This is a genomic window from Marinimicrobium agarilyticum DSM 16975, from assembly GCF_000423345.1.
GTDB classification, from domain to species: domain Bacteria; phylum Pseudomonadota; class Gammaproteobacteria; order Pseudomonadales; family Cellvibrionaceae; genus Marinimicrobium; species Marinimicrobium agarilyticum.
This window is the reverse complement of the sequence record NZ_KE384008.1, coordinates 623565-643605: the sequence shown is the minus strand read 5'-3', so window position 1 is coordinate 643605 and position 20041 is coordinate 623565. Positions and strand designations below refer to the sequence as shown.

The following is a 20041-nucleotide window of genomic DNA, read 5'->3' as shown; positions in this document are numbered from 1 at the left end:
GTCATACCCTATAAAGTCTATTCACGCTGGGAAGGATCAGACGATGACCGACAAACCCGACGACAATCTGGATTTTCGCCGTCCCACGGCCGATGTGGGATATCTGCTGAACAAACTGGTAGAAGCCAGCCCGCCTCTTGACCCCAACTCCATTTACTGCAATCTCCTCCAGTGCTCTCACTTTGCTGACACCGCCGTGGCGGTGTTCGATGGTGATGAGCTGGTGGGTTTTGTCTCCGGCTACGTCATTCCCAACAAGCCGGATACCCTGTTTGTCTGGCAGGTTGTGATCGCCGAGGCGGCGCGGGGCAAGGGCCTGGCAAAACGCATGCTCAAGCACCTGTTGGCGCGCGAGGCCTGTGCAGAAGTGCGGTACATCGAAACCACGATCACGCCCGACAACGAGGCCTCCTGGGCGCTGTTCCGCAGCCTGGCCCGGGATCTGGATACCACGCTGGACAGCGAAGTGTTCTTCCAGAGCAAGGTCCACTTTGGCGGAGAGCATGATGACGAACACTTGCTGGTGATTGGTCCGTTCCACTCGGAGCGCGCCACAACGGTGTAACGAGCTGCCGAAATAATGAAACGAGGGCGGACCGATTCGCCCGGACACACACGAGACGACTTTACATAACTGAAGACGGAGTAACTTATGATCGTTCGCACCCTTAAAGAAGCTGAAAAGTCCGGTCGAAAAATTGAAGCGGAAGGCTTTGACAGCACGCGCCTGCTGTTGAAAAACGACAACATGGGCTTTTCCTTTCACATCACGACGATTTATCGGGGTGCCGAGCTGCCCTTGCACTATCAGAACCATCTGGAGTCCGTGTACTGCATCTCCGGCTACGGTGAAGTAGAAACTCTCGCTGACGGTAAAAAGTATGAAATCGCGCCCGGCACCATGTACGCGTTGAACCTGAACGACAAGCACATTCTGCGCGGCATTGAGGAAATGAAGGTGGCCTGCGTGTTTAACCCACCGTTGCACGGTAAGGAAAAGCACAACGCCGAAGGCGCCTACGAGCTCGACGCAGAAGAAATTTCGGATTAAGTCGTCCGTCGGGAGGTGGCCTGCCCGTTATTGAACAGGCCACACCCCTCGATAAGGCGGCACCTTATCCAGGGCAAACCCATCCAGAATGGAGGACTTATGTCACACACAGTCGAGAAGATCGGCGGCACATCGATGAGTGAGTACGAAGCCGTACGCGACAATGTGGTACTGAAAAACGGCAAGGACGAAGATCTCTACAACCGGATTTTTGTGGTCTCCGCTTATGGTGGCCTGACGGATTTGTTGCTGGAGAACAAAAAGAACGGCCAGCCGGGCGTCTATGGCCTGTTTGCCAGCACCAACGATGACGATCCATGGATGGAGCGGTTCAATGACGTGCGCAAGCGCATTCACGATCTGAACAAGGAGTATTTTGGTGATACCGAAATGCTCAAAGAGGCCGACGCTTACATCGAGGCCCGCCTGGATGACGCCGAGCGTTGCCTGACGGACTTGCAGCGTCTGTGTCAGCACGGTCACTTCGAGCTCGACGCCCACCTGTTTACGGTCCGGGAAATGCTCGCCAGTATCGGTGAAGCCCACAGTGCCTGGAACATGGCAAAACTGCTGCAGCGCGATGGCGTGAATGCCCGCTTTGTGGATCTTTCCGGCTGGAAAGCGGACGGCGCATTGCCGCTGGATGAAATGATCAAGAAGAACTTTGCCGGCATCGACTTTGCCAAAGAGCTGCCCATTGTGACTGGCTACAGCCATTGTACCGAGGGTTTGATGGCGAGTTTTGACCGTGGCTACAGTGAGATGACCTTCAGCCGCATCGCGGTCATCACCGGCGCGCGTGAGGCGATCATTCACAAAGAATTCCACCTGAGCAGCGCGGATCCGCGTCTGGTCGGAGCCGACAAGGTTGTGCCCATCGGCCGCACCAACTACGACGTGGCGGACCAGTTGGCCAACCTGGGGATGGAAGCCATTCACCCCCGCGCCGCCAAAGGTCTGCGCCAGAGTGGTATCGCCCTGCGGGTGAAGAACACCTTTGATCCGGATCACGCCGGTACCCTGATTACCGGGGACTACGTGAGCGAGAAGCCCTGTGCGGAAATCATTGCCGGGCGCAAGGGCCTGTACGCCATCGAACTGTTCGACCAGGACATGATGGGCAACATCGAGAAGTATGATTCGGGCATTCTGCACCAGATTTCCCGCTTCAAGGCCCACGTGGTCAGCAAGGACATTAACGCCAACACCATCGTTCACTATGTGGCCGGTAACCTGAAAACGGTCAACCGGATTCGCAACATCCTGGAAGAAAAGTATCCGGATGCGGAAATCGATGTGCGCAAGATCGCTGTGGTCTCGGCCATCGGTAGTGACATGAAAGTGTCTGGTATGCTGGCCAAGTCCGCGACGGCGTTGTCGTCGGCCAACATCAGCGTGCTTGCTGTTCACCAGTCCATCCGGCAGGTGGATATGCAGTTCGTCATCGATGAGGATGATTACGAACAGGCGGTGAAAAGTCTGCACAAGGCACTGGTGGAAGTGCACGATCACGGGGATGCCATATGCGCAGCCTGACCAGGCTGGCCGCACTCTTACTGCTTTGTGTCTCGGTCTCGGTGGTCGCTCAAGACGACCCCGAGGCCGAGGCGCGTCAGCGTGTGGCCGAGGATATCGACCAGCTCGAAGAGCCGATGTACAGCCCCTTCATCGAACGCTACATGCTCGATGAGCTCAAGCAGCTTCGTATTGACCTGTCCAACCAGCGGGCGGAACTGATCCAACAAGTGGTTGATCGGGAACTCAATTCCGTTGACCGCGGGGTGACTTACGCGACCAATACCGTCACCTATTTTTTCTACCTGATTGCGGCGGTGAGTTCTATTCTGGTACTGCTTGGCTGGAATTCGCTGCGCGACATCAAAGAGAAAATGAGTACCCTGGCCGATGAAGAAGTGGGCAAGTTGGTCAATGCCTACGAGGTGCGGCTGAGGGGCATCGAAAAGCAGATCACTCAGAAAAGCATGCATATCGATGCCAACCGGGAGGAAATCGAACGCACCCAGGAAATCCACTCCTTGTGGTTGCGGGCGAATCAGGAGCAGGCATCCGCCAACAAAATCGCCATTTACGATCAGATCCTGACGATCAAGCCAGACGATTGTGAAGCACTGACCTACAAGGCTGATGTGGTTCTGGAGTTGGGCGAGCCTCAATGGGCCGTCAACTTGTGCCAGCAGGCGCTGTCGATCGACTCGGACAATGCCCACGCCTTTTACCAACTGGCCTGCGCCCACACGTCTTTGGGCCACTACGAGGAAGGTATTCACTTTTTGGCCGAGGCCTTGAACCGCGCGGAAAGTTACCGGGAGTCCCTGATGCAGGACCCGGCACTGTTCCCGCTGCACGACTTGCCAGGCTTCCAGGAACTGGCCGGTAACCGGGAGGAAGAGTAGGGTGGCCGCGGCCACCCCGTCATCCGACAATATCGCTCTCTCGTCCCAGGCTGGATAATAATCCGAAACCCGAACCAACCGGAGTGACGCATGTTTGAGAAACTCGCCCGTACCTTGGGCCTGAGTGCTATTCCCCAGGTCTTTTTCATCGCCGTCGGCATCGTGGTGCTATTTGTCGGGTTTGCCATCCCCTTCAACGCCCAGTTCGCCGCATTCTTTGACATGCTGGGTGCATTCACCTTCGTCAATTTCGGCTGGTTTTATGTGCTGAGTGTCAGCGGCCTGCTCCTGTTTCTGATATGGATCGGGGCAGGGCGTTACGGACACATTCGCCTCGGTCCCGATGGTGTGGGGCCGGAGTACGGCACGGTCACCTGGTTCTGCATGTTGTTTGCGGCCGGTATCGGCACCATTCTGATGTTCTGGGGCGTGGCAGAGCCCATGTCCCACTTCGCCAACCCGCCTCTGGAAGATGTGGAGGGCGGCACCAAGGACGCCGCGCGCCTGGCGATGAATATTGCGCTCTACCATTACGGCCTTCACACCTGGACGATTTTTACCTTGCCCGCCCTGGCCATTGGTTACTTTACCTATCGCCAGGGCCTGCCGATGCGTATCAGCAGCGTCTTCTACTCGGTACTGGGTGATCGCATTTACGGCCCGGTGGGCTGGGCGATTGATATCGTCGCGTTGATCGGTACGCTTTTCGGCGTCGCGGTGTCGGTGGGGCTCGGGACCCTGCAGCTCAATACCGGCATGAATTACCTGTTTGGCCTGCCCAAAAACCAGATTGCCGAGTTGGGTATCGTGGCGGGTATCACGTTGGTGGCTTCCATTTCCGTTGCGTTGGGCCTCGACAAGGGGATCAAGCGACTGTCCGAATTCAATATCATAATCGCGCTGGTGATTCTGTTGTTTGTGGCCGTTACCGGCCCGACGCTGTTTATCGTTTCCGGCACGGTGCAGAACATCGGGGCCTATCTGCATAATCTGCCCTGGTTGGCGTTCTGGACCGAGGCCTACAACGAGGGTAACTGGCAGCGGCACTGGACGGTGTTCTATTTTGCCTGGACCATTTCCTGGGCGCCCTATGTGGGCATCTTTATCGCCCGCATTTCCAAAGGGCGCACCATCCGCCAGTTTGTGGCCGGCGCCCTGGGCGCGCCGCTGTTGTTTACCGTGGTCTGGTTCTCGGTGTTCGGTATGTCCGCCATTGACCTGGACCTGAACCACGGGACCGATATTGCGGGTCAGGTGCAGGAAGACGTTTCCGTGGCGCTGTTCAGCTTCCTGGAACAGTTTCCCTGGTCGGGGCTGATTTCCACCCTGGCCGTGATCGTGATTGTGGTCTTTCTGACGACCTCTGCCGACTCGGCGGCCCTGGTGGTGGACCTGCTGTCGCGCCGGGACGATCAGCCGTCGCTGACCTGGCAGCGGGTGTTCTGGACACTGCTGCTCGGTTTGGTGGCGGGCACGCTGCTGCTCGGCGGCGGGCTGCAGGCCCTGCAGAATGTGATCACCGCGCTGGGCTTCCCGTTCTGTGTGTTGTTGGTGTTTATGGCCTATTCACTGACCCGGGCGCTGCACGCGGATTACCTGGGCTACTCCATGGAGGAGCTGGCGCAGGGCAAGGCACCCCCCATGGGACCCATGGGTTCGCTACCTCATGAAGAGAAAGGTTCAAGCGCGAAACAAGAGGAACGCAATGAGTGATCAACGGGTATACCGGGTTCACGCGCCCGGTGATGAATCGAGCCTGAGTCTTGAGCACGAGCCGTTGGCGGAACCGGGGTTTGGTCAGGTGCGTGTTCGCCACCGGGCCATCGGTCTCAACTTCATTGATATCTATCACCGAAGCGGTCTCTACCCGCTGGATCTGCCCACGGGCATCGGGCTGGAGGCCGCCGGTGTGGTCGAAGAACTGGGGCCGGATGTCAAAGGCCTTTGCGAGGGCGATCGGGTGGCGTACTGCAGCGGTCCGCCGGGGGCCTATGCGGACACTCACGTGGTTTCGGCCGATCGTCTGCTGCCGATTCCCGAGACCCTCAGTGACGAAGTCGCCGCTGCCAGCCTGCTCAAGGGGCTGACGGCGGCCTATCTGCTGCACAAAACCCACAAGGTAAAAGCCGGTGAAACCCTGTTGTGGCACGCCGCGGCGGGCGGGGTAGGGCTGCTGGCCTGCCAGTGGGCCAGGCGTTTGGGCGCGCGGGTCATCGGTACGGCCGGTTCGCGCGCCAAAGCCGATCTGGCCCGGGAGCGTGGGTGTGACGAGGTGATTCTTTACCGCGAAGAAAACGTGGTGGAACGGCTCAAAACCCTGACCGAGGGCAAGGGCGTTCCCGTGGTTTACGATTCGGTGGGCAAGGATACCTTCGAGCTCTCCCTCGACTGCCTGGCGCCGCTGGGTCTCATGGTGAGCTTCGGCAACGCCTCCGGCGCCGTGCCGGATTTCAGCCCCTTGCTATTGGCCCAGAAGGGCTCGCTGTTCTTTACCCGTCCGACCCTCGGCCACTACAGCGCAAGCCGGGAGTCGCTGGAGGAACTGGCTGGCTTGTGGTTTGACGCCGTGACCTCCGGTGCGGTAAAAGTGGATATCAATCAGCGCTACTCGTTGGAGGAAGTCCCCCAGGCTCACCGAGATCTGGCGGCGCGCCAGACCACCGGTGCCAGCGTGATCATTCCCTAGCGAGCCGCACACACACTGGAACCCTTTCTATGCCCAAAGGCTTCGGCAACAAACTGGTCATTGCCATTTCCTCCCGCGCTCTGTTCAACCTGGACGAGAGTCATCAGGTGTTTGAAAAAGAGGGTCTGGCCGCCTACGCCGACTATCAGATCGAGCGCGAGGATGAGCCCCTCAAGCCCGGCGATGCCTTTCCCATGGTGCAGAAACTGCTTCACCTGAACGAAAGCCTGGGTGGGGACCCGCGGGTGGAGGTGATCCTGCTCTCGCGCAACAGCGCGGACACTGGCCTGCGGGTGTTCAACTCCATCGAGCACTACGGGCTCAACATTACCCGGGCGGCCTTTTGCAGCGGCAGCAGTCCCTACCGATACACCAGCGCCTTCGGTTGCCACCTGTTCCTTTCCACCGATGGGGAGGATGTGCGTCAGGCCCTGAATCAGGGAGTCGCGGCGGCCACGCTGGTGGCGGCGAAGAACAAATCCGAAGACGAGGAAGAGCTGCGGTTTGCTTTCGATGGCGATGCCGTGCTGTTCTCCGACGAGGCCGAACAGGTGTTCAAGAGCCAGGGCCTCAGTGCCTTTACCGAGAGCGAAAAAGCCTCGGCCAAAACCCCGCTCAGCGGCGGACCCTTCAAGGCGTTCCTGTCGGCGCTTCAGGGCCTGCAAAGCGAATTCACCGAAAGTCGTTGTCCCATCCGGACCGCTCTGGTCACGGCACGTTCGGCCCCGGCCCACGAGCGGGTCATCCGCACGCTGCGGGCCTGGAATGTCCGGATTGATGAGTCCCTGTTCCTGGGTGGCCTGCCCAAGGGCGAGTTTCTGAAAGCCTATGGAGCCGATGTCTTTTTCGACGATCAGCAACAACACATTGATTCCGCCAGCGAGCATGTCGCCAGCGGCCATGTCCCTCACGGTGTTGCGAACCAAGCCTCATAACGGGTGGTTGGATCGAGCGTCTATATAGTCTAAAGTTATAGCACGGGCTAAAATTTGATCGACAGGGCTGGCAATTTGCCCGGTAAGGTTCTATTCTACAAAAGAATAATTAGTTAACTTTTTATAACACCGTCCTTCAGATTATCGGACACCCTCGGCGCGAGCCAACGGTCAACCCTCAGGGTGACAGGCGAGACCCAATGGAGGCCTACGGAGGGGATTACGAAGGACAAAAAGGGGGCACTATGAAGCTGCAACAACTGCGTTATATCTGGGAAGTGGCGCACCACGACCTGAATGTGTCTGCGACAGCTCAGAGCCTGTATACCTCCCAGCCGGGTATCAGTAAGCAGATCCGTTTACTCGAAGACGAGTTGGGCGTGGAGATTTTCTCGCGCAGCGGCAAGCATCTGACCCGCATCACTCCGGCCGGCGAGGCCATTCTGAAAACCGCCGGCGAGATCCTGCGCAAGGTCGACAGTATCAAGCAGGTGGCCCAGGAGTTCAGTAACGAGCGCAAGGGCAGCTTGTCCATCGCCACCACTCACACCCAGGCACGCTATGCCTTGCCGCCGGTGATTCAGTCCTTTATCAAGCAGTATCCGGATGTGTCCCTGCACATGCATCAGGGGACGCCGATGCAGATTTCGGAAATGGCGGCGGACGGTACGGTGGATTTTGCGATCGCGACGGAGGCGATGGAGCTGTTCAGCGACCTGGTGATGATGCCCTGCTACCGTTGGAACCGTTGCATTGTGGTGCCCCGTGAGCATCCGTTGGCTCAGGTTCAGCCGTTGACGCTGGAGTCGGTGGCGAAGTATCCGATTGTGACGTATGTGTTTGGTTTCACTGGTCGGTCGAAGTTGGATGAGGCGTTTATGAACCGCGGCCTGGCGCCGAAGGTGGTGTTCACGGCGGCGGATGCGGATGTGATCAAGACGTATGTCCGTCTGGGTCTGGGCATTGGTATTGTGGCGAAGATGGCGGTGGATGAGCGTCTGGATTCGGATTTGGTGGCGTTGGATGCGAGTCATTTGTTTGAGTCGAGCGTGACGAAGATCGGTTTCCGCCGCGGTACCTTCTTGCGCGGTTTTATGTACGATTTCATCGAGCGTTTCGCGCCTCACCTGACCCGCGATATTATCGACGAGGCGTACAACCGTCACTCCCGAGCGGAGTTGGAAGAACTCTTCGAACACGTCGAGCTGCCGTCTTACTAGAGTTTGGACGAACCAGCCCCCTAAAAACCCGGCCTTCAGCGCCGGGTTTTTTGTTTTTCTCTGCTGATTTTCTCCATTAAGGCGTCATGTTTAACGTTTAGTCCGGCGGCTACGGGGTATGACCATCGGAGACCCGCCGTGAACCCATCCATGGGGGCTTCTCATCGGCATCCATGCCGCGGCTTTGGCTCCTGCGTCGCTCTAGCACCTACATCCATGTAGGCGTCAGAGAGTCTCCGATGGTCATACCCCGCATCCGCCTCTGAAGCCAAATCACCCACGAAAGCGTCTGAAATTTTGTGTTTCCGCGTAGGGTAGGTAAGGGCGTGAGCCCGCCACCTACCAAAATCACTCTCCACCACACCAACCGCATTTGTACGCTTTGTTCGTTGATGGCCCTACCTGTGACGGGCTATTTATGGATGGGAAATGGCGGATGCGCCTTCGGCTTATACGCCCTACGGGCCCAAATACGTGAATCTGGCACTGAGGCGAGAAGGTGGGTGTACCGGTTGAAGACTCTCTGACGCCTACATGGATGTAGGTGCTAGAGCGACGCAGGAGCCAAAGCCGCGGCATGGATGCCGATGAGAAGCCCCCAGGGATGGGTTCACGGCGGGTCTTCAACCGGTACACCCACCTTCTCGCGGGACTGTTCAATAGCCTCCGCACTAAAAAAACTTATACAAATCCACTTGCGTTGTACAGAATAATGGCCTATAACTTATACAACACTCAAGAAGTTGTACAAGATGTCCTCATGGCCACCACAGATGAAAAAATCCCCGTCGGAATCAGCGAATGCCTGCTCGGAGAGCCCGTGCGGTTTGACGGGGGCCACAAACGCAACCGCTTTCTCACCGACATCATGAGCCAGTACTTCGACTACCGGCCCGTGTGCCCCGAAGTGCTCATCGGCCTCGGTATTCCCCGCAAACCCATCCGCCTCGTTGCCACTGACAAAGGCACCCGGGTCCGGGGCGTGGATAACGATAGCCTCGACGTCACCGAAGCGCTCGCCGCCGAAGCCGACAGCGCCCTCGACCGGATGCCTGAGATCTGCGGCTACGTCCTCATGCAGAACTCCCCCAGCTGTGGCGCCTTTCGCATGAAGCGCTACGGCGAGAACGGCTACCCCCTGGACAGCGACGGCGTGGGGGCCTTTGCCCAGCGACTGCTGGAGCTCCATCCGCTGCTGCCCGTCGAGGAAGCCGGCCGGCTGACCGACGCCGGGCTTCGGGACAACTTCATTGAGCGCGTTTTCGCCTACAAGGACTGGAAAGACTCGGTCGAGTCCGATCCTACCCCGGCCAAATTGGTGGATTTCTATTCCCGGTACAAGTACCAGGTCATGGCTCACCACGTGCCCGGCTACAAGGCGCTCGGCCCCCTGGTGGCCCAGGCGGGTAAGCGGGATATTCACGAGCTTTGCCGGGAGTTTCTGGAGACGTTCATGGATGCCCTGCGCCACAAGGCCTCGCGCAAGGGCAACACCAATACCATGATGCACTTGCGCGGCTATCTGCGGGACTTGCTGGACCACGACGAGCAGAGCGAACTGTCTGAGGTGATTGAGTCCTATCGCTGCGGGGAGGTGCCTCTGGTCGTGCCCCTGACACTGCTCAAGCATTACTTGCGTAAGGTGGATAACCCCTACCTGCAACAACAGACCTTCTGGTCCCCGCATCCCGAAAAGCTTGGGCTGCGTAACGTGAGCATGGACTGACGCCATGACCGATAACAGTATTCCCCAGGACGCCGTACCGATCCGGACCGTTTCAGAGCAAACGGGGGTCAATAGCGTGACCCTGAGGGCCTGGGAGCGGCGCTATGGGCTCATCAAGCCCTTGCGCACGGAAAAGGGCCATCGCCTTTATCGCCCGGAGGACATCGAACGGATCGGTCTGATTCAGCAGTGGCTGGCCCGGGGCGTGGCGGTCGGGCAGGTGAGGGCGCTGCTTGAAGAGTCGTCCGACGGTGCGGCCGGGCCCGAAGCGATTTCCGGCCCTTGGGAGTCACATCACCAGGAAATCATCAAAGCCGTGAACGCACTGAACAGACCGAAGTTTGAGCGCAAACTGGCCGAGCTGACGTCGCTGTACCCACCAGCGGTATTGGTGGATCAGTGCCTGGAGCCACTGCTGAGTGAGTACCGTACCGCCCAGCATCGTCGCCCGCCCTTTGGAGCGGCGACCCGCCTGGCGTTTCTGGAAAGTAGCCTGGCTGGTTACTTTGCCTCGGCGCGCTATCGGCAGACGGTGGGTCGCCGGGCGCCGCGCTTGCTGCTGGTGGACACGGGCCGGGCGCCCGATTCGGTGACGCCGGTGATCCTCGCGTACTGCCTGGGCGTAAACAGCGTCCGAGTGGACTTCTTCGGGCCCATCCCTCAATCAGAATGTGTTTACGCGGTGGAACAGCTCGGCTCGGACGCCCTTCTGCTGTTTTCCGATGGGGCTCCCGTGGCTGATCTGGCGCAGCAGCAACGCGAGCTCAGTCATCAGCTGCAATTGCCGGTGTGGCTCGCCGGGCGTCAGATCGCGCTGAGCGATCCGGTGCTTGAGCCGCACTGCGTGGGGCAGACTCAAGGTGACATTCTGCTAGAGGTGGCGAAACGCCTTGGGCGCGAGACCGGAAGTCCTGATTTGACCGAATCGGGAGTAACCCCCTAATGGAACACCCCCTGTTACATCGGGTGCAGACGCTTTATGAGCGTTTCGACCCGGCCCTGGTTGATGCGCTGGATCAGATCTACAGCAATGAGGTTGTGTTTGAAGATCCCCTGCATCGCGTGGAAGGCCTGCCGGCCTTGCGCCGCTATTTCGCCGGGCTGGTTGAGGGCCTGGACGAATGCCGATTCGAATTCGCCGACGTGGTGACCGAATCCGACGCAGGGCAGGGAGGGCAGGCGGTGTTGTTCTGGACCATGCACTACCGCCACCGCAAGCTCAGAGGGGGCGCTCCCCTGAAGCTGGCTGGCAGCAGCCATCTGAAATTCACTGACCGGGTGACCTATCACCGGGATTACTTCGACGCCGGGGCGATGCTTTACGAACATGTTCCGGTGCTCGGGTTTGTTATTCGTAAGCTCAAAGCGAGATTGGGTTAATGCGAGCATTGGTTTGGCTGCGCAATGATTTGCGCCTGCGCGATAACCCCGCGCTCTTCCACGCGGCGGAAGAGCGCCAGGGCGTTGTTGCGGTTTATGTGTTGTGCGAGCGCTTTGTGGAACAGCACGAGACGGGCCCCGCGCGCCTGGACTTTATCCGGCGGCACCTGGCGATTCTCGAGCGGGACCTGGCGGAGCGGGGCATTCCCCTGATTCTGCTGCGCGTGCGGGAGGCGGGCGAAATTCCTGGCCGACTGACGGATCTCGCGCGCCATGAAAACTGCGACCGGCTGTATTTCAACGCCGAATACCCGATTGACGAGCTCAACCGGGACCGTCGGGTTGCCGACGCATTTCGCGCGGCGGGGTTGCACTTCAAGCGCTTCCACGACCGGGTGATTCTGCCGCCGGGTGAGGTACGTAACGGCCAGGGCGAGCCCTATCAGGTCTTTACCGCCTTCAAGCGCCGTTGGCTGCAACTGGCCAGTCGGCTTCCCATGGCACCCCACGGGTTGCCGCCCGAGCAGCCTGAGGGCCTGGGTGCTCTGAATAGCCGAGGGTTGAGTCTGGAGCAGTTGTTTCAACGGCTCGCCCTCAGGGACCTCGCCGACCTTTGGCCAGCGGGTGAGGAACAGGCGCTGGCCCGCTTGAGTGAGTTTTGTGATGGCGCGATCCGGGACTACAAGGCGATGCGGGATTTTCCCGCCGAGCCCGGTACCTCCGAGCTGTCGCCGTATTTGGCCGTGGGTACGCTCTCGCCGCGCCAGTGCCTGAATGCGGCGCTGAGCGCCAACGAGGGTCGTTGGGACGGTGGCAACGAAGGCATTCATACCTGGATTGGTGAGCTGGTCTGGCGTGACTTTTATCAGCACGTCACGGTGGACTTCCCTCAGGTCTGCAAGCGCAAGCCCCTGCAGTCCTATACTGAAGGTTTCCCCTGGCGTTGGGACGAGGCGGACTTCAATCGCTGGCGGCGCGGTGAGACCGGCATACCGATTGTCGATGCGGCCATGCGCCAGCTCGCGCAAACCGGCTGGATGCACAATCGCCTGCGGATGGTGGTGGCCATGTTCCTGACCAAGAACCTGCGAATCGACTGGCGCATGGGGGAGTCCTGGTTCATGTCCCAGCTGGTCGATGGGGATTTCGCGGCCAACAACGGCGGCTGGCAGTGGAGTGCCTCCACCGGGACCGACGCGGCGCCTTACTTTCGCATTTTTAATCCGGTGACCCAGTCGGAGCGCTTTGATCCCGAAGGCCGTTTTATCCGTAAATACGTGCAAGAGCTGGCAAAGGTTCCCGGCAAGGCGATTCACGATCCGCCGCCGACGCCGGGATACCCCCGGCCGATGGTTGACCTGAAGGCCAGCCGCAAAGAGACCATCGCGCTGTTCAAGGCGCTGCATGGGCATCGCGAACCAGAAAAGGCCAGTGAGTCGTGAGGAGAATGCAATGAGCGAACCGCGTTGGATATGGGTGACCGGCGCTTCCACGGGCATCGGGGAAGCGCTGGCCCGTCGAATGCTGGAGGATGGCCACAAGGTGATTGTCTCTGCCCGCTCGGAAGACAAACTGGCGGCGTTGGCCGGGGATTTTCCGGGCAGTTGTTACCCTCTGGCCGTGGATCTGACCCAGCGGGAATCGGTTGAAAAAGCGGCGACGGGGCTGCGGGAAATCAATGGCTACCTGGACACCGTGGTCATCAATGCCGGCACCTGCGAGTACATCGATATCAAGTCGTTCGATGCCCGACCGTTCGCATCGGTGATGAACATCAATGTGATCGGTTCGGCGAACACGGTCGAGCTGGCATTGCCCCTGTTGCGCGCCTCGCCCAAGCGCGCGCAGGTGGTGGGTGTGGGCAGCATGGCCTCAATCTTGCCGCTGACCCGCAGCGAAGCCTACGGCGCCTCGAAAGCGGCCATGGAGTATTTCATGCACTCGTTGCGGGTGGACCTGGCGCCGGAAGGCATCGACGTTACCCTGGTGCGCCCGGGGTTTGTGAAAACGCCGCTGACCGACCGGAACGATTTTGAAATGCCGTTTCTTGTAGAGGCGGAAGACGCCGCGAAAGCGATTGCCAAAGGCATGGAAAAGCGGCGTCTGATTGTGCAGTTCCCCTGGCAGTTGGTGTGGACCATGCGGTTGATCAACTGGCTGCCTTTGGGGTGGAAAACCGGTTTACTGAAAAAGATGGTGAGAGATTGAAAAGATCAGGTTCGACCGAAACCAGAAAAATCGCGGTGATTGGTTCGGGTATCAGTGGTTTGACCGCCGCGTATGTACTGGCAAAGCGACACGAGGTCACGGTCTTTGAAGCGGGGCCGCAGATAGGCGGCCATACGGCAACCAAGACGGTGGAGGTGGCCGGCTCGACGTATCAGGTCGACACGGGCTTTATTGTGTTCAATGACCGGACCTATCCGAATTTTATCCGCCTGATGTCGCACCTGGGTGTTCCGAGCCAGGTGACCGACATGGGGTTCAGCGTGACCCAGCCGGACCACGGACACGAGTACAGTGGCAGTGGCCTGTCGGGGCTGTTTGCCCAACGACGCAACTGGTTCCGGCCCGCGCACTGGAAAATGTTGAAAGACATCATGCGGTTCAATCGGGACTGCACCCGTGCTTACGAACAGAACCGGATCGACCCGAATCAGACTCTGGGCGAGTATCTGGACGCCCAGGGCTACAGTGACTTCTTCCAGCGGCACTATATCCTGCCCATGGTTTCCGCCATATGGTCTTCGGGATTGAGCGGTGCGGCGCAGATGCCGCTCCTGTTTTTTATCCGCTTCTTCCACAACCACGGCCTGCTGACGGTCACCAACCAACCGCAGTGGTACACCGTCAAAGGCGGCTCTCACAGTTATCTCAAGCCGATCACTCGGGAGTTTGCCGACCGGGTGCACACCGATTGCCCGGTCACCCGGGTTCGTCGGACCAGTACCGGGGCCACCGTGCTCACCGAACGCTTCGGGGAGCAGACGTTTGACGAAGTCATCTTTGCCTGCCATAGCGATCAGGCCCTCAAGCTGTTGGCCGACCCCACCGCGCGCGAGCACGATATCCTGTCGGCGATTCCCTACCAGGACAACGATGTGGTGATGCATACCGATGCCCGCATCCTGCCCAGAGCGCGTAAGGCCTGGGCCAGTTGGAATTATCGCCTGGATCCGGCCCGGGAAGACGAGGCGGTACTGACCTACAATATGAATATTCTCCAGCGCCTTAAGTGCCCGGAAACCATCTGCGTGAGTGTGAATGCCTCTCAGTGGTTGGACGACGATCACGTTCTCGGCCGGTACCGCTATAGTCATCCGGTGTTCAATCGTCAGAGCATTGCCGCTCAGGATCGCTGGAGTGACATCAGTGGGGTGAATCACACCCACTACTGTGGCGCCTACTGGCGCAACGGCTTTCATGAAGACGGTGTGGTCTCGGGACTGCGCGTGGCCCAGTGCCTCGGGGAGGCATTCTGATGGAAAGCGCCATTTATCAGGGCTGGATTCGCCATCGCCGGTTTGTGCCGCGCGAGCACGAGTTCCGCTATCGCTCCACGATGTTTTATATGGATCTGGACGAGCTGGCGTCGCTGTTCGATGGTGCCCGTTTCTGGTCCGGTGTGCGCCGCAATCTTGGCCGCTTTCGGCGCGAGGATTATCTGCACCCGGAACAGGGGGACCTCAAGGCGGCCGTGCGCCGTGAAGTGACGCGGCAGACCGGCAGTTGCCCCACGGGACCGATACGCCTGCTGGCCAACTTGCGGATGTGGGGCGTCTGCTTCAATCCGGTGAGTTTTTACTATTGCTTTGAACCGGAGCGGGATCGGCCCAGTGTGATTCTTGCCCAAGTGAACAATACGCCCTGGAACGAGCGGCACTGTTATGTCATTCCCTGCCATCCGGAAACGGGAAAGAGCCGTTTGATGTTTCGCAAGGGCTTCCAGGTCTCACCGTTCAATCCCATCGATATGGATTATCGCTGGGTCAGTACGGCCCCCACGGAACGGCTTCTGGTCCATATGGAAAACTACCGGGAGCGGCAGTGTCATATGGACGCCACATTGAGCCTGGAGCGGGAGTCGTGGACTCCGGAAAACCTCAATCGCATTCTCTGGCGACAGCCCTGGCTGACCGCAAAAGTGCCCGTGGCCATTTACTGGCAGGCACTGAAACTCTGGCTGAAGCGCGTGCCGTTTCTTGGACACCAGACGGCGCCGGCCTCGGCAGCATCGACGACCCGTATCACCTTGTCACCCAGGAGGTAGTTGTGACGCATTCCAACCCCAGCATTGCCCGACTGAAAGGGCATCGAACCGCGCGTTTGCGCTGGAATCATGCGCTCGCCAAACGCCTGATCCTGAAGACGTTGGCCCGGCTGGAGCAGGGCTGCCTGCGTTTGCACGACGGCGAAGAGCTTTATGAGTTCGGGCAGCCGGCCGAGCGGGCCGACCTGGTCGCTGACCTGCACGTGCACAATCCCATGGCGTATGCCGAAGTGGCGTTCGGCGGCAGCGTCGGGGCCGGGGAAGCGTATATGAGCGGTTACTGGTCTACGCCCGATCTGACACGGGTGACACGCCTGTTCGTGCGCAACCTGTCGGCACTGGATGCGATGAATTCCAGCCAGTCCGTTCTTGGCAAAAGTTTTTTGAAAGCGTTCCGCTGGATGAATCGCAACACCAAAGAGGGCGCCCGGCGCAACATCGCGGCGCACTATGACCTGGGGAACGACTTCTTCCGACTGTTCCTGGACCCGAGCATGATGTACTCCTCCGCCATCTATCCGAGCCCCGAGGCGAGCCTGGAAGAGGCGGCGGCGTACAAGCTCAAGCGCATTTGCGACAAGCTTGAATTGTCGCCCCGCGATCACTTGCTCGAAATCGGAACGGGCTGGGGCGGGCTCTCGATGTATGCCGCGCAGCACTACGGTTGCCGGGTTACCACCACGACGATTTCCCGCGCCCAGTGGGAGCATGCCACGCAAGCCGTTCGCGCCGCGGGTCTGGAGGCGCAGGTCACGGTACTGTTTGATGACTACCGCGACCTGACCGGCCAGTACAACAAGCTGGTGTCGGTAGAAATGATCGAGGCCGTGGGCCACGAACATTTCCGGGAATATTTCGAGCGTTGCTCGCGTCTATTGACCGAGGATGGCCTGATGTTGCTACAGGGTATTACCATCAGTGATCAACGCTACGAGAAATCGCGCAAACAGGTGGATTTTATTCAGCGTTACATTTTCCCCGGCGGCTCGTTGCCCTCGGTCTCGCTGATGACGGACCTGATGCACCGCGCCACTGACATGAACCTGTTGCACCTGGAGGATATCGGCCAGCATTATGCGCGCACCTTGCGCGACTGGCGAGCGGCCTTTGAAAACCAGTTGGACCGGGTTCGCGCCATGAATTTTGACGAGCGTTTCATCCGGATGTGGCGCTACTACCTGTGTTATTGCGAGGGCGGTTTTCTGGAGCGTAGCATCGGGACGGCCCAGCTGTTGATGGCCCGGCCCAAATACCGTCCGGATATGGGGGGGGTATGAACTGGCGCAAGCACTATTGGTTGATCAACGCGGTCGCTTCTCAGGTGGGGTGGTTTGTCTGCGTGATGGCGGGGAACGTCCCGGGCATCGTGTTTACCTTTTTATTCGTGGTGTTGCATTTTCGCTTCGCACCGGTTCATCCCCGGGACTGGCTGTCGATTTGCGTCGCACTCCCGATGGGTGTGGCGCACGATAACCTGTTGGGTTATTTAGGGGTGTTGGATTTTGGCGCAATTTCCCAGTCCGGTTTGGCGCCGGCGTGGCTGACCTGCCTCTGGGTGATTATGGCGTTGACGCTGCACCATCCTCTCAAGCTGGTCTATGAGCGGCCCTGGTTGATCGCGGCACTGGGTGCGATTGGCGGGCCCATGGCGTACCTGGGCGGAATCCAACTGTCCGGCGCCGAGTGGGGCGTGCCGGTGGTACAGGGCTTTTTGATAATGATGGCCATCTGGTGCTGGTTGCTGCCATTGCACCGGTGGTTGGTGCTTAAAGGAGAGCGTGTATGTTCAGCAGAACCGTCAGTTTAGGCGCGCTTGCGAGCCTGCTATTGTCCGTGCCTGCGATGGCCTCGGATTACCGGGTCACCGGCAAAGCCTACGCGCTCGGTAACTGGCAAAGTCCCGTTTATGAGGAGCGTTACACCCCGCGAACACAAGAGGGGCGGGCGGAAGTGCATTACGTCGACGTCGAAGAGGAGCGTATTGCGCTCAAAACCCTGGATTATTCCCGGGGCGATATTCACCCGTCCTACCGGCTGGAAGATCATCGTCTCGACCGGCTCTGGGCGGCGGAGTGGTCTTCGGATGATCGGATCACGTTAAAGCGTGGGGACATTTCGTCGCCTGAAACGGAAACGGTGACGGTGAAAGTGCCTCAGGTTATCGACGCGGGCTTTGATCCGTTTATTCAGCAGTCCTGGGACTCATTGCTTGCGGGCGATCGGGTGACCTTTCATTTCGCCTTTCCCAATCGGCTGACTAACGTCAAGCTGCGTGCGGAGCAAATACGGGCAGACGATTCGCCGCTGCACCACAAGAAAAGCGACTGGGTGTATTTTCGAATCCGGGTGGACAGTGCGCTCCTGTCGTTGTTTGCCGACGACCTTTATCTGGCCTACGCCAAAGACGGTAAACGCCTGATGGTCTTTCGCGGCCGCTCCAATATTCCCGACGAAAACGGGGAAGGGCGCGACGTGGAAATTCGCTACCACTACCCCTCGGATTGACCCTCGTCTCTGGAGGGCCCAAAACCCTCCGGTTTCTTGCCCTGGAGTTCGTAGGCAAAGGCGATGATGTGAGCGACGGCAATGTAAAGGCTTTCGGGAATTTCGTCGCCGAGCTCCAGAGTCACCAGTAGTTCCACCAACTCACGGTTGTCGCACAGCGGCACACCTTCCGCCTCAGCGATGGCCATGATTTCCCGGGCCACGTCGCCCTGGCCCTTGGCGCTGACATGGGGCGCGTTGCGGCCGTCGTAAAACAGCGCGACCGCTTTTTCCAGTTCGTCCCGGGTAAAGTCTTCGGCTTTCATGTGGTGATGTCCACGAGTGAGTAGTGAATGTCGGTCATCGGCCTCGGCGGCGTGCCGGTGTGGCATTCCAGCTTGGTCACCTCGATGCCTTCCTTTTCCAGCCGGTGCTGGAGATCATTCAGGCGTGTGCGAATGGTATCGGCCGTCTGCGGCTGCTCGGCCCAGAGGCGGGTGGCGACCTGTTGCTCGCGCACGGTGATCTGGGCGTAAAAGTGACCCGCTTCGGGTAGCTCAAAGCTCAGTTGCACCTGCCACTGGCGAATTTTACCGGAGCGCTGACCGGCTTCGTCCTGGCCCGCCTCGGGCTCGAATCTCAACATCAATGGCAGTACGTCCTGGCCGAAGCGCAGGGGGATATCCATGGTCCAGGTCTGTACTGGTTGGCCGGCATCGGCGGGGGCGAACTGCTGGGCGAGCCCCTGACTCTGCTGGAACTGAACCCGGGCCAGACTGTTCAGGGTGAGTTGATGCACCATTTGCAGCAACTGGGTGCGCAAGGACCGATCCGCCAGTTCAGGGGCGGGGCGTGCGGAGAGTTGCTGAAGCAACTGGGTCAGATTGAGCTCCGAGGGGCGCTGGAATTCCGGGCTCTGTCCCAAGCGGCCCAGTTCGGTTCGCGTGGAACTCAACACCTTGAGCAGCGCGCCTTTCCAGTCGTTGGCAAGGGTCCGGGCAATGGTTTCCCCGCGGGTTGCTTCCGGGCGAGGCGCCTGTCCTTCGGTGGTGGCTTTCTGCTCCTGCAGGGCCCGCATCAGTTTTTGTTCCAGTTGCACGCCGCTGTTTTCCACGGATTGGCGCAGGGCTTTGGGTTGGGCGAGTTGAAGCGGGTGGCGAATCTGCTGCGCGACCTGACGCAGCGCCTGTTGCAGGGTAGGGGATAGCAACTGCCGTTGCTGCATGTAAGTGAGGCTCTGTATCTTGGGCAGCTGTGGGGTCAAGTCCGGTTGGTCCTTCAAAGGCAGGGCGCGTCGCAGGGTTTCAAGCAACGCCTGACGGACCGGCTCGCTCAGGGTTTGCCGGGTTTCCGTGCCGGTTTGGGGCTTCGCATCGAGCTGCCAGAGGCGGCCCTCGGCCAAGTACATCGGCACCCGCTGGCCCGGTTTAAGGGGCTGGTCGGTATAAGTGACCACCGATTCCTGGCGTACCATCAGGCGGACCAGTTTGAGTAGGGGAGAGTTGAGTAGTGCCCGTTCGTCCGCCAGGCGGGCCAGTTGCTCGGTCTTTTGGGCGCTGTCGGGTCGGCTCTGCCATTGCAGCAGAGTGTCCACCAGCCGGTTGATCAACTGTTGGCGTTGCTCGATGTTGACGCTGGTCACCGTCTGCACCTCGGCGGTGGTGGCCGCTTGAGGCGTGCGTCCCAGTTGTTGAGCCAAGATTTGCATCAGCCCCTGGGGTGCGGCCGGGCGTTGGCCGGCCGGAGTCTCGGTGGGCAATGTCAGGGGCAGTCGGCCCTCGGGGAGTTTGTTCACCATGATGTTTGCCCGGGCTCTGGGTTGCGGGAGTGACCTGTGGGAGTTGGCATTGTGGCACCGTTCATTGTGAGAGGTGG

General features: G+C 59.4%; 20 protein-coding genes. 18 read left to right on the top strand and 2 right to left on the bottom strand.

Going from position 1 to position 20041, the window contains the following annotated elements; all coding sequences use genetic code 11:
- Window positions 1–43: 43 nt before the first annotated feature.
- The 18 genes from ectA (at window position 44) to G547_RS0118710 (ending at window position 18187) form a co-directional block, all read left to right on the top strand.
- Window positions 44–565 (top strand): diaminobutyrate acetyltransferase, encoded by a 522-nt coding sequence (ectA, locus tag G547_RS0118795; protein ID WP_027331148.1) that lies wholly within the window; start codon window positions 44–46, stop codon window positions 563–565.
- A gap of 87 nt (window positions 566–652) precedes the next feature.
- Window positions 653–1051 (top strand): ectoine synthase, encoded by a 399-nt coding sequence (locus G547_RS0118790; RefSeq protein WP_027331147.1) that lies wholly within the window; start codon window positions 653–655, stop codon window positions 1049–1051.
- 99 nt (window positions 1052–1150) lie between these two features.
- Window positions 1151–2587, top strand: coding sequence for an aspartate kinase (locus tag G547_RS0118785; RefSeq protein WP_027331146.1), 1437 nt, complete (start codon window positions 1151–1153; stop codon window positions 2585–2587).
- A complete protein-coding gene (locus tag G547_RS0118780) occupies window positions 2575–3465 on the top strand; it encodes a TPR end-of-group domain-containing protein (protein ID WP_084646224.1) in 891 nt (296 codons plus the stop codon). Before G547_RS0118785 ends, G547_RS0118780 begins: the two co-directional genes overlap by 13 nt.
- A gap of 90 nt (window positions 3466–3555) precedes the next feature.
- On the top strand, window positions 3556–5178 hold the full coding sequence (locus G547_RS0118775; RefSeq protein WP_027331144.1) for a BCCT family transporter: 1623 nt from the start codon (window positions 3556–3558) through the stop codon (window positions 5176–5178).
- The gene (locus tag G547_RS0118770) at window positions 5171–6151 is read left to right on the top strand and encodes a quinone oxidoreductase family protein (protein WP_027331143.1); all 981 of its coding nucleotides are present in this window, start codon (window positions 5171–5173) and stop codon (window positions 6149–6151) included. Before G547_RS0118775 ends, G547_RS0118770 begins: the two co-directional genes overlap by 8 nt.
- Before the next feature lie 29 nt (window positions 6152–6180).
- Window positions 6181–7086, top strand: a complete 906-nt coding sequence (locus G547_RS0118765) for a 5'-nucleotidase (RefSeq protein ID WP_027331142.1) — start codon at window positions 6181–6183, stop codon at window positions 7084–7086.
- 245 nt (window positions 7087–7331) lie between these two features.
- A complete protein-coding gene (gene cysB, locus G547_RS0118760; protein ID WP_027331141.1) occupies window positions 7332–8306 on the top strand; it encodes an HTH-type transcriptional regulator CysB in 975 nt (324 codons plus the stop codon).
- Window positions 8307–9066: 760 nt separating this feature from the next.
- Window positions 9067–10032 (top strand): YbgA family protein, encoded by a 966-nt coding sequence (locus G547_RS0118755; RefSeq protein ID WP_027331140.1) that lies wholly within the window; start codon window positions 9067–9069, stop codon window positions 10030–10032.
- Between the two features lie 4 nt (window positions 10033–10036).
- Window positions 10037–10975, top strand: a complete 939-nt coding sequence (locus tag G547_RS23980) for a MerR family transcriptional regulator (RefSeq protein ID WP_051235728.1) — start codon at window positions 10037–10039, stop codon at window positions 10973–10975.
- Window positions 10975–11412, top strand: a complete 438-nt coding sequence (locus tag G547_RS0118745; RefSeq protein WP_036189376.1) for a nuclear transport factor 2 family protein — start codon at window positions 10975–10977, stop codon at window positions 11410–11412. The genes G547_RS23980 and G547_RS0118745 overlap by 1 nt, the downstream gene beginning before the upstream one ends.
- Window positions 11412–12854 (top strand): deoxyribodipyrimidine photo-lyase, encoded by a 1443-nt coding sequence (gene phrB / locus G547_RS22310; protein ID WP_051235727.1) that lies wholly within the window; start codon window positions 11412–11414, stop codon window positions 12852–12854. Before G547_RS0118745 ends, phrB begins: the two co-directional genes overlap by 1 nt.
- Window positions 12855–12864: 10 nt before the next feature.
- Window positions 12865–13620, top strand: coding sequence for an SDR family NAD(P)-dependent oxidoreductase (locus G547_RS0118735; protein WP_027331138.1), 756 nt, complete (start codon window positions 12865–12867; stop codon window positions 13618–13620).
- Window positions 13617–14894 carry an NAD(P)/FAD-dependent oxidoreductase gene (locus tag G547_RS0118730; protein WP_027331137.1) on the top strand — a complete coding sequence of 426 codons (1278 nt, stop codon included), beginning with the start codon at window positions 13617–13619 and terminating at the stop codon, window positions 14892–14894. Before G547_RS0118735 ends, G547_RS0118730 begins: the two co-directional genes overlap by 4 nt.
- On the top strand, window positions 14894–15682 hold the full coding sequence (locus tag G547_RS22305) for a DUF1365 domain-containing protein (RefSeq protein WP_051235726.1): 789 nt from the start codon (window positions 14894–14896) through the stop codon (window positions 15680–15682). The genes G547_RS0118730 and G547_RS22305 overlap by 1 nt, the downstream gene beginning before the upstream one ends.
- 2 nt (window positions 15683–15684) lie before the next feature.
- The gene (locus G547_RS0118720; RefSeq protein WP_084646218.1) at window positions 15685–16959 is read left to right on the top strand and encodes a class I SAM-dependent methyltransferase; all 1275 of its coding nucleotides are present in this window, start codon (window positions 15685–15687) and stop codon (window positions 16957–16959) included.
- Window positions 16956–17489, top strand: coding sequence for a DUF2878 domain-containing protein (locus G547_RS22300; RefSeq protein WP_051235725.1), 534 nt, complete (start codon window positions 16956–16958; stop codon window positions 17487–17489). The genes G547_RS0118720 and G547_RS22300 overlap by 4 nt, the downstream gene beginning before the upstream one ends.
- Entirely contained in the window at window positions 17465–18187 is a 723-nt protein-coding gene (locus tag G547_RS0118710; protein ID WP_027331135.1) for a hypothetical protein, read from the top strand. The genes G547_RS22300 and G547_RS0118710 overlap by 25 nt, the downstream gene beginning before the upstream one ends.
- Here the strand turns inward: G547_RS0118710 and G547_RS22295 are convergent.
- Window positions 18172–18492, bottom strand: a complete 321-nt coding sequence (locus G547_RS22295) for an EscU/YscU/HrcU family type III secretion system export apparatus switch protein (RefSeq protein ID WP_036189374.1) — start codon at window positions 18490–18492, stop codon at window positions 18172–18174. The genes G547_RS0118710 and G547_RS22295 overlap by 16 nt on opposite strands.
- Window positions 18489–19964 carry a flagellar hook-length control protein FliK gene (fliK, locus tag G547_RS0118700; protein WP_027331134.1) on the bottom strand — a complete coding sequence of 492 codons (1476 nt, stop codon included), beginning with the start codon at window positions 19962–19964 and terminating at the stop codon, window positions 18489–18491. The genes G547_RS22295 and fliK overlap by 4 nt, the downstream gene beginning before the upstream one ends.
- Window positions 19965–20041: the final 77 nt, after the last annotated feature.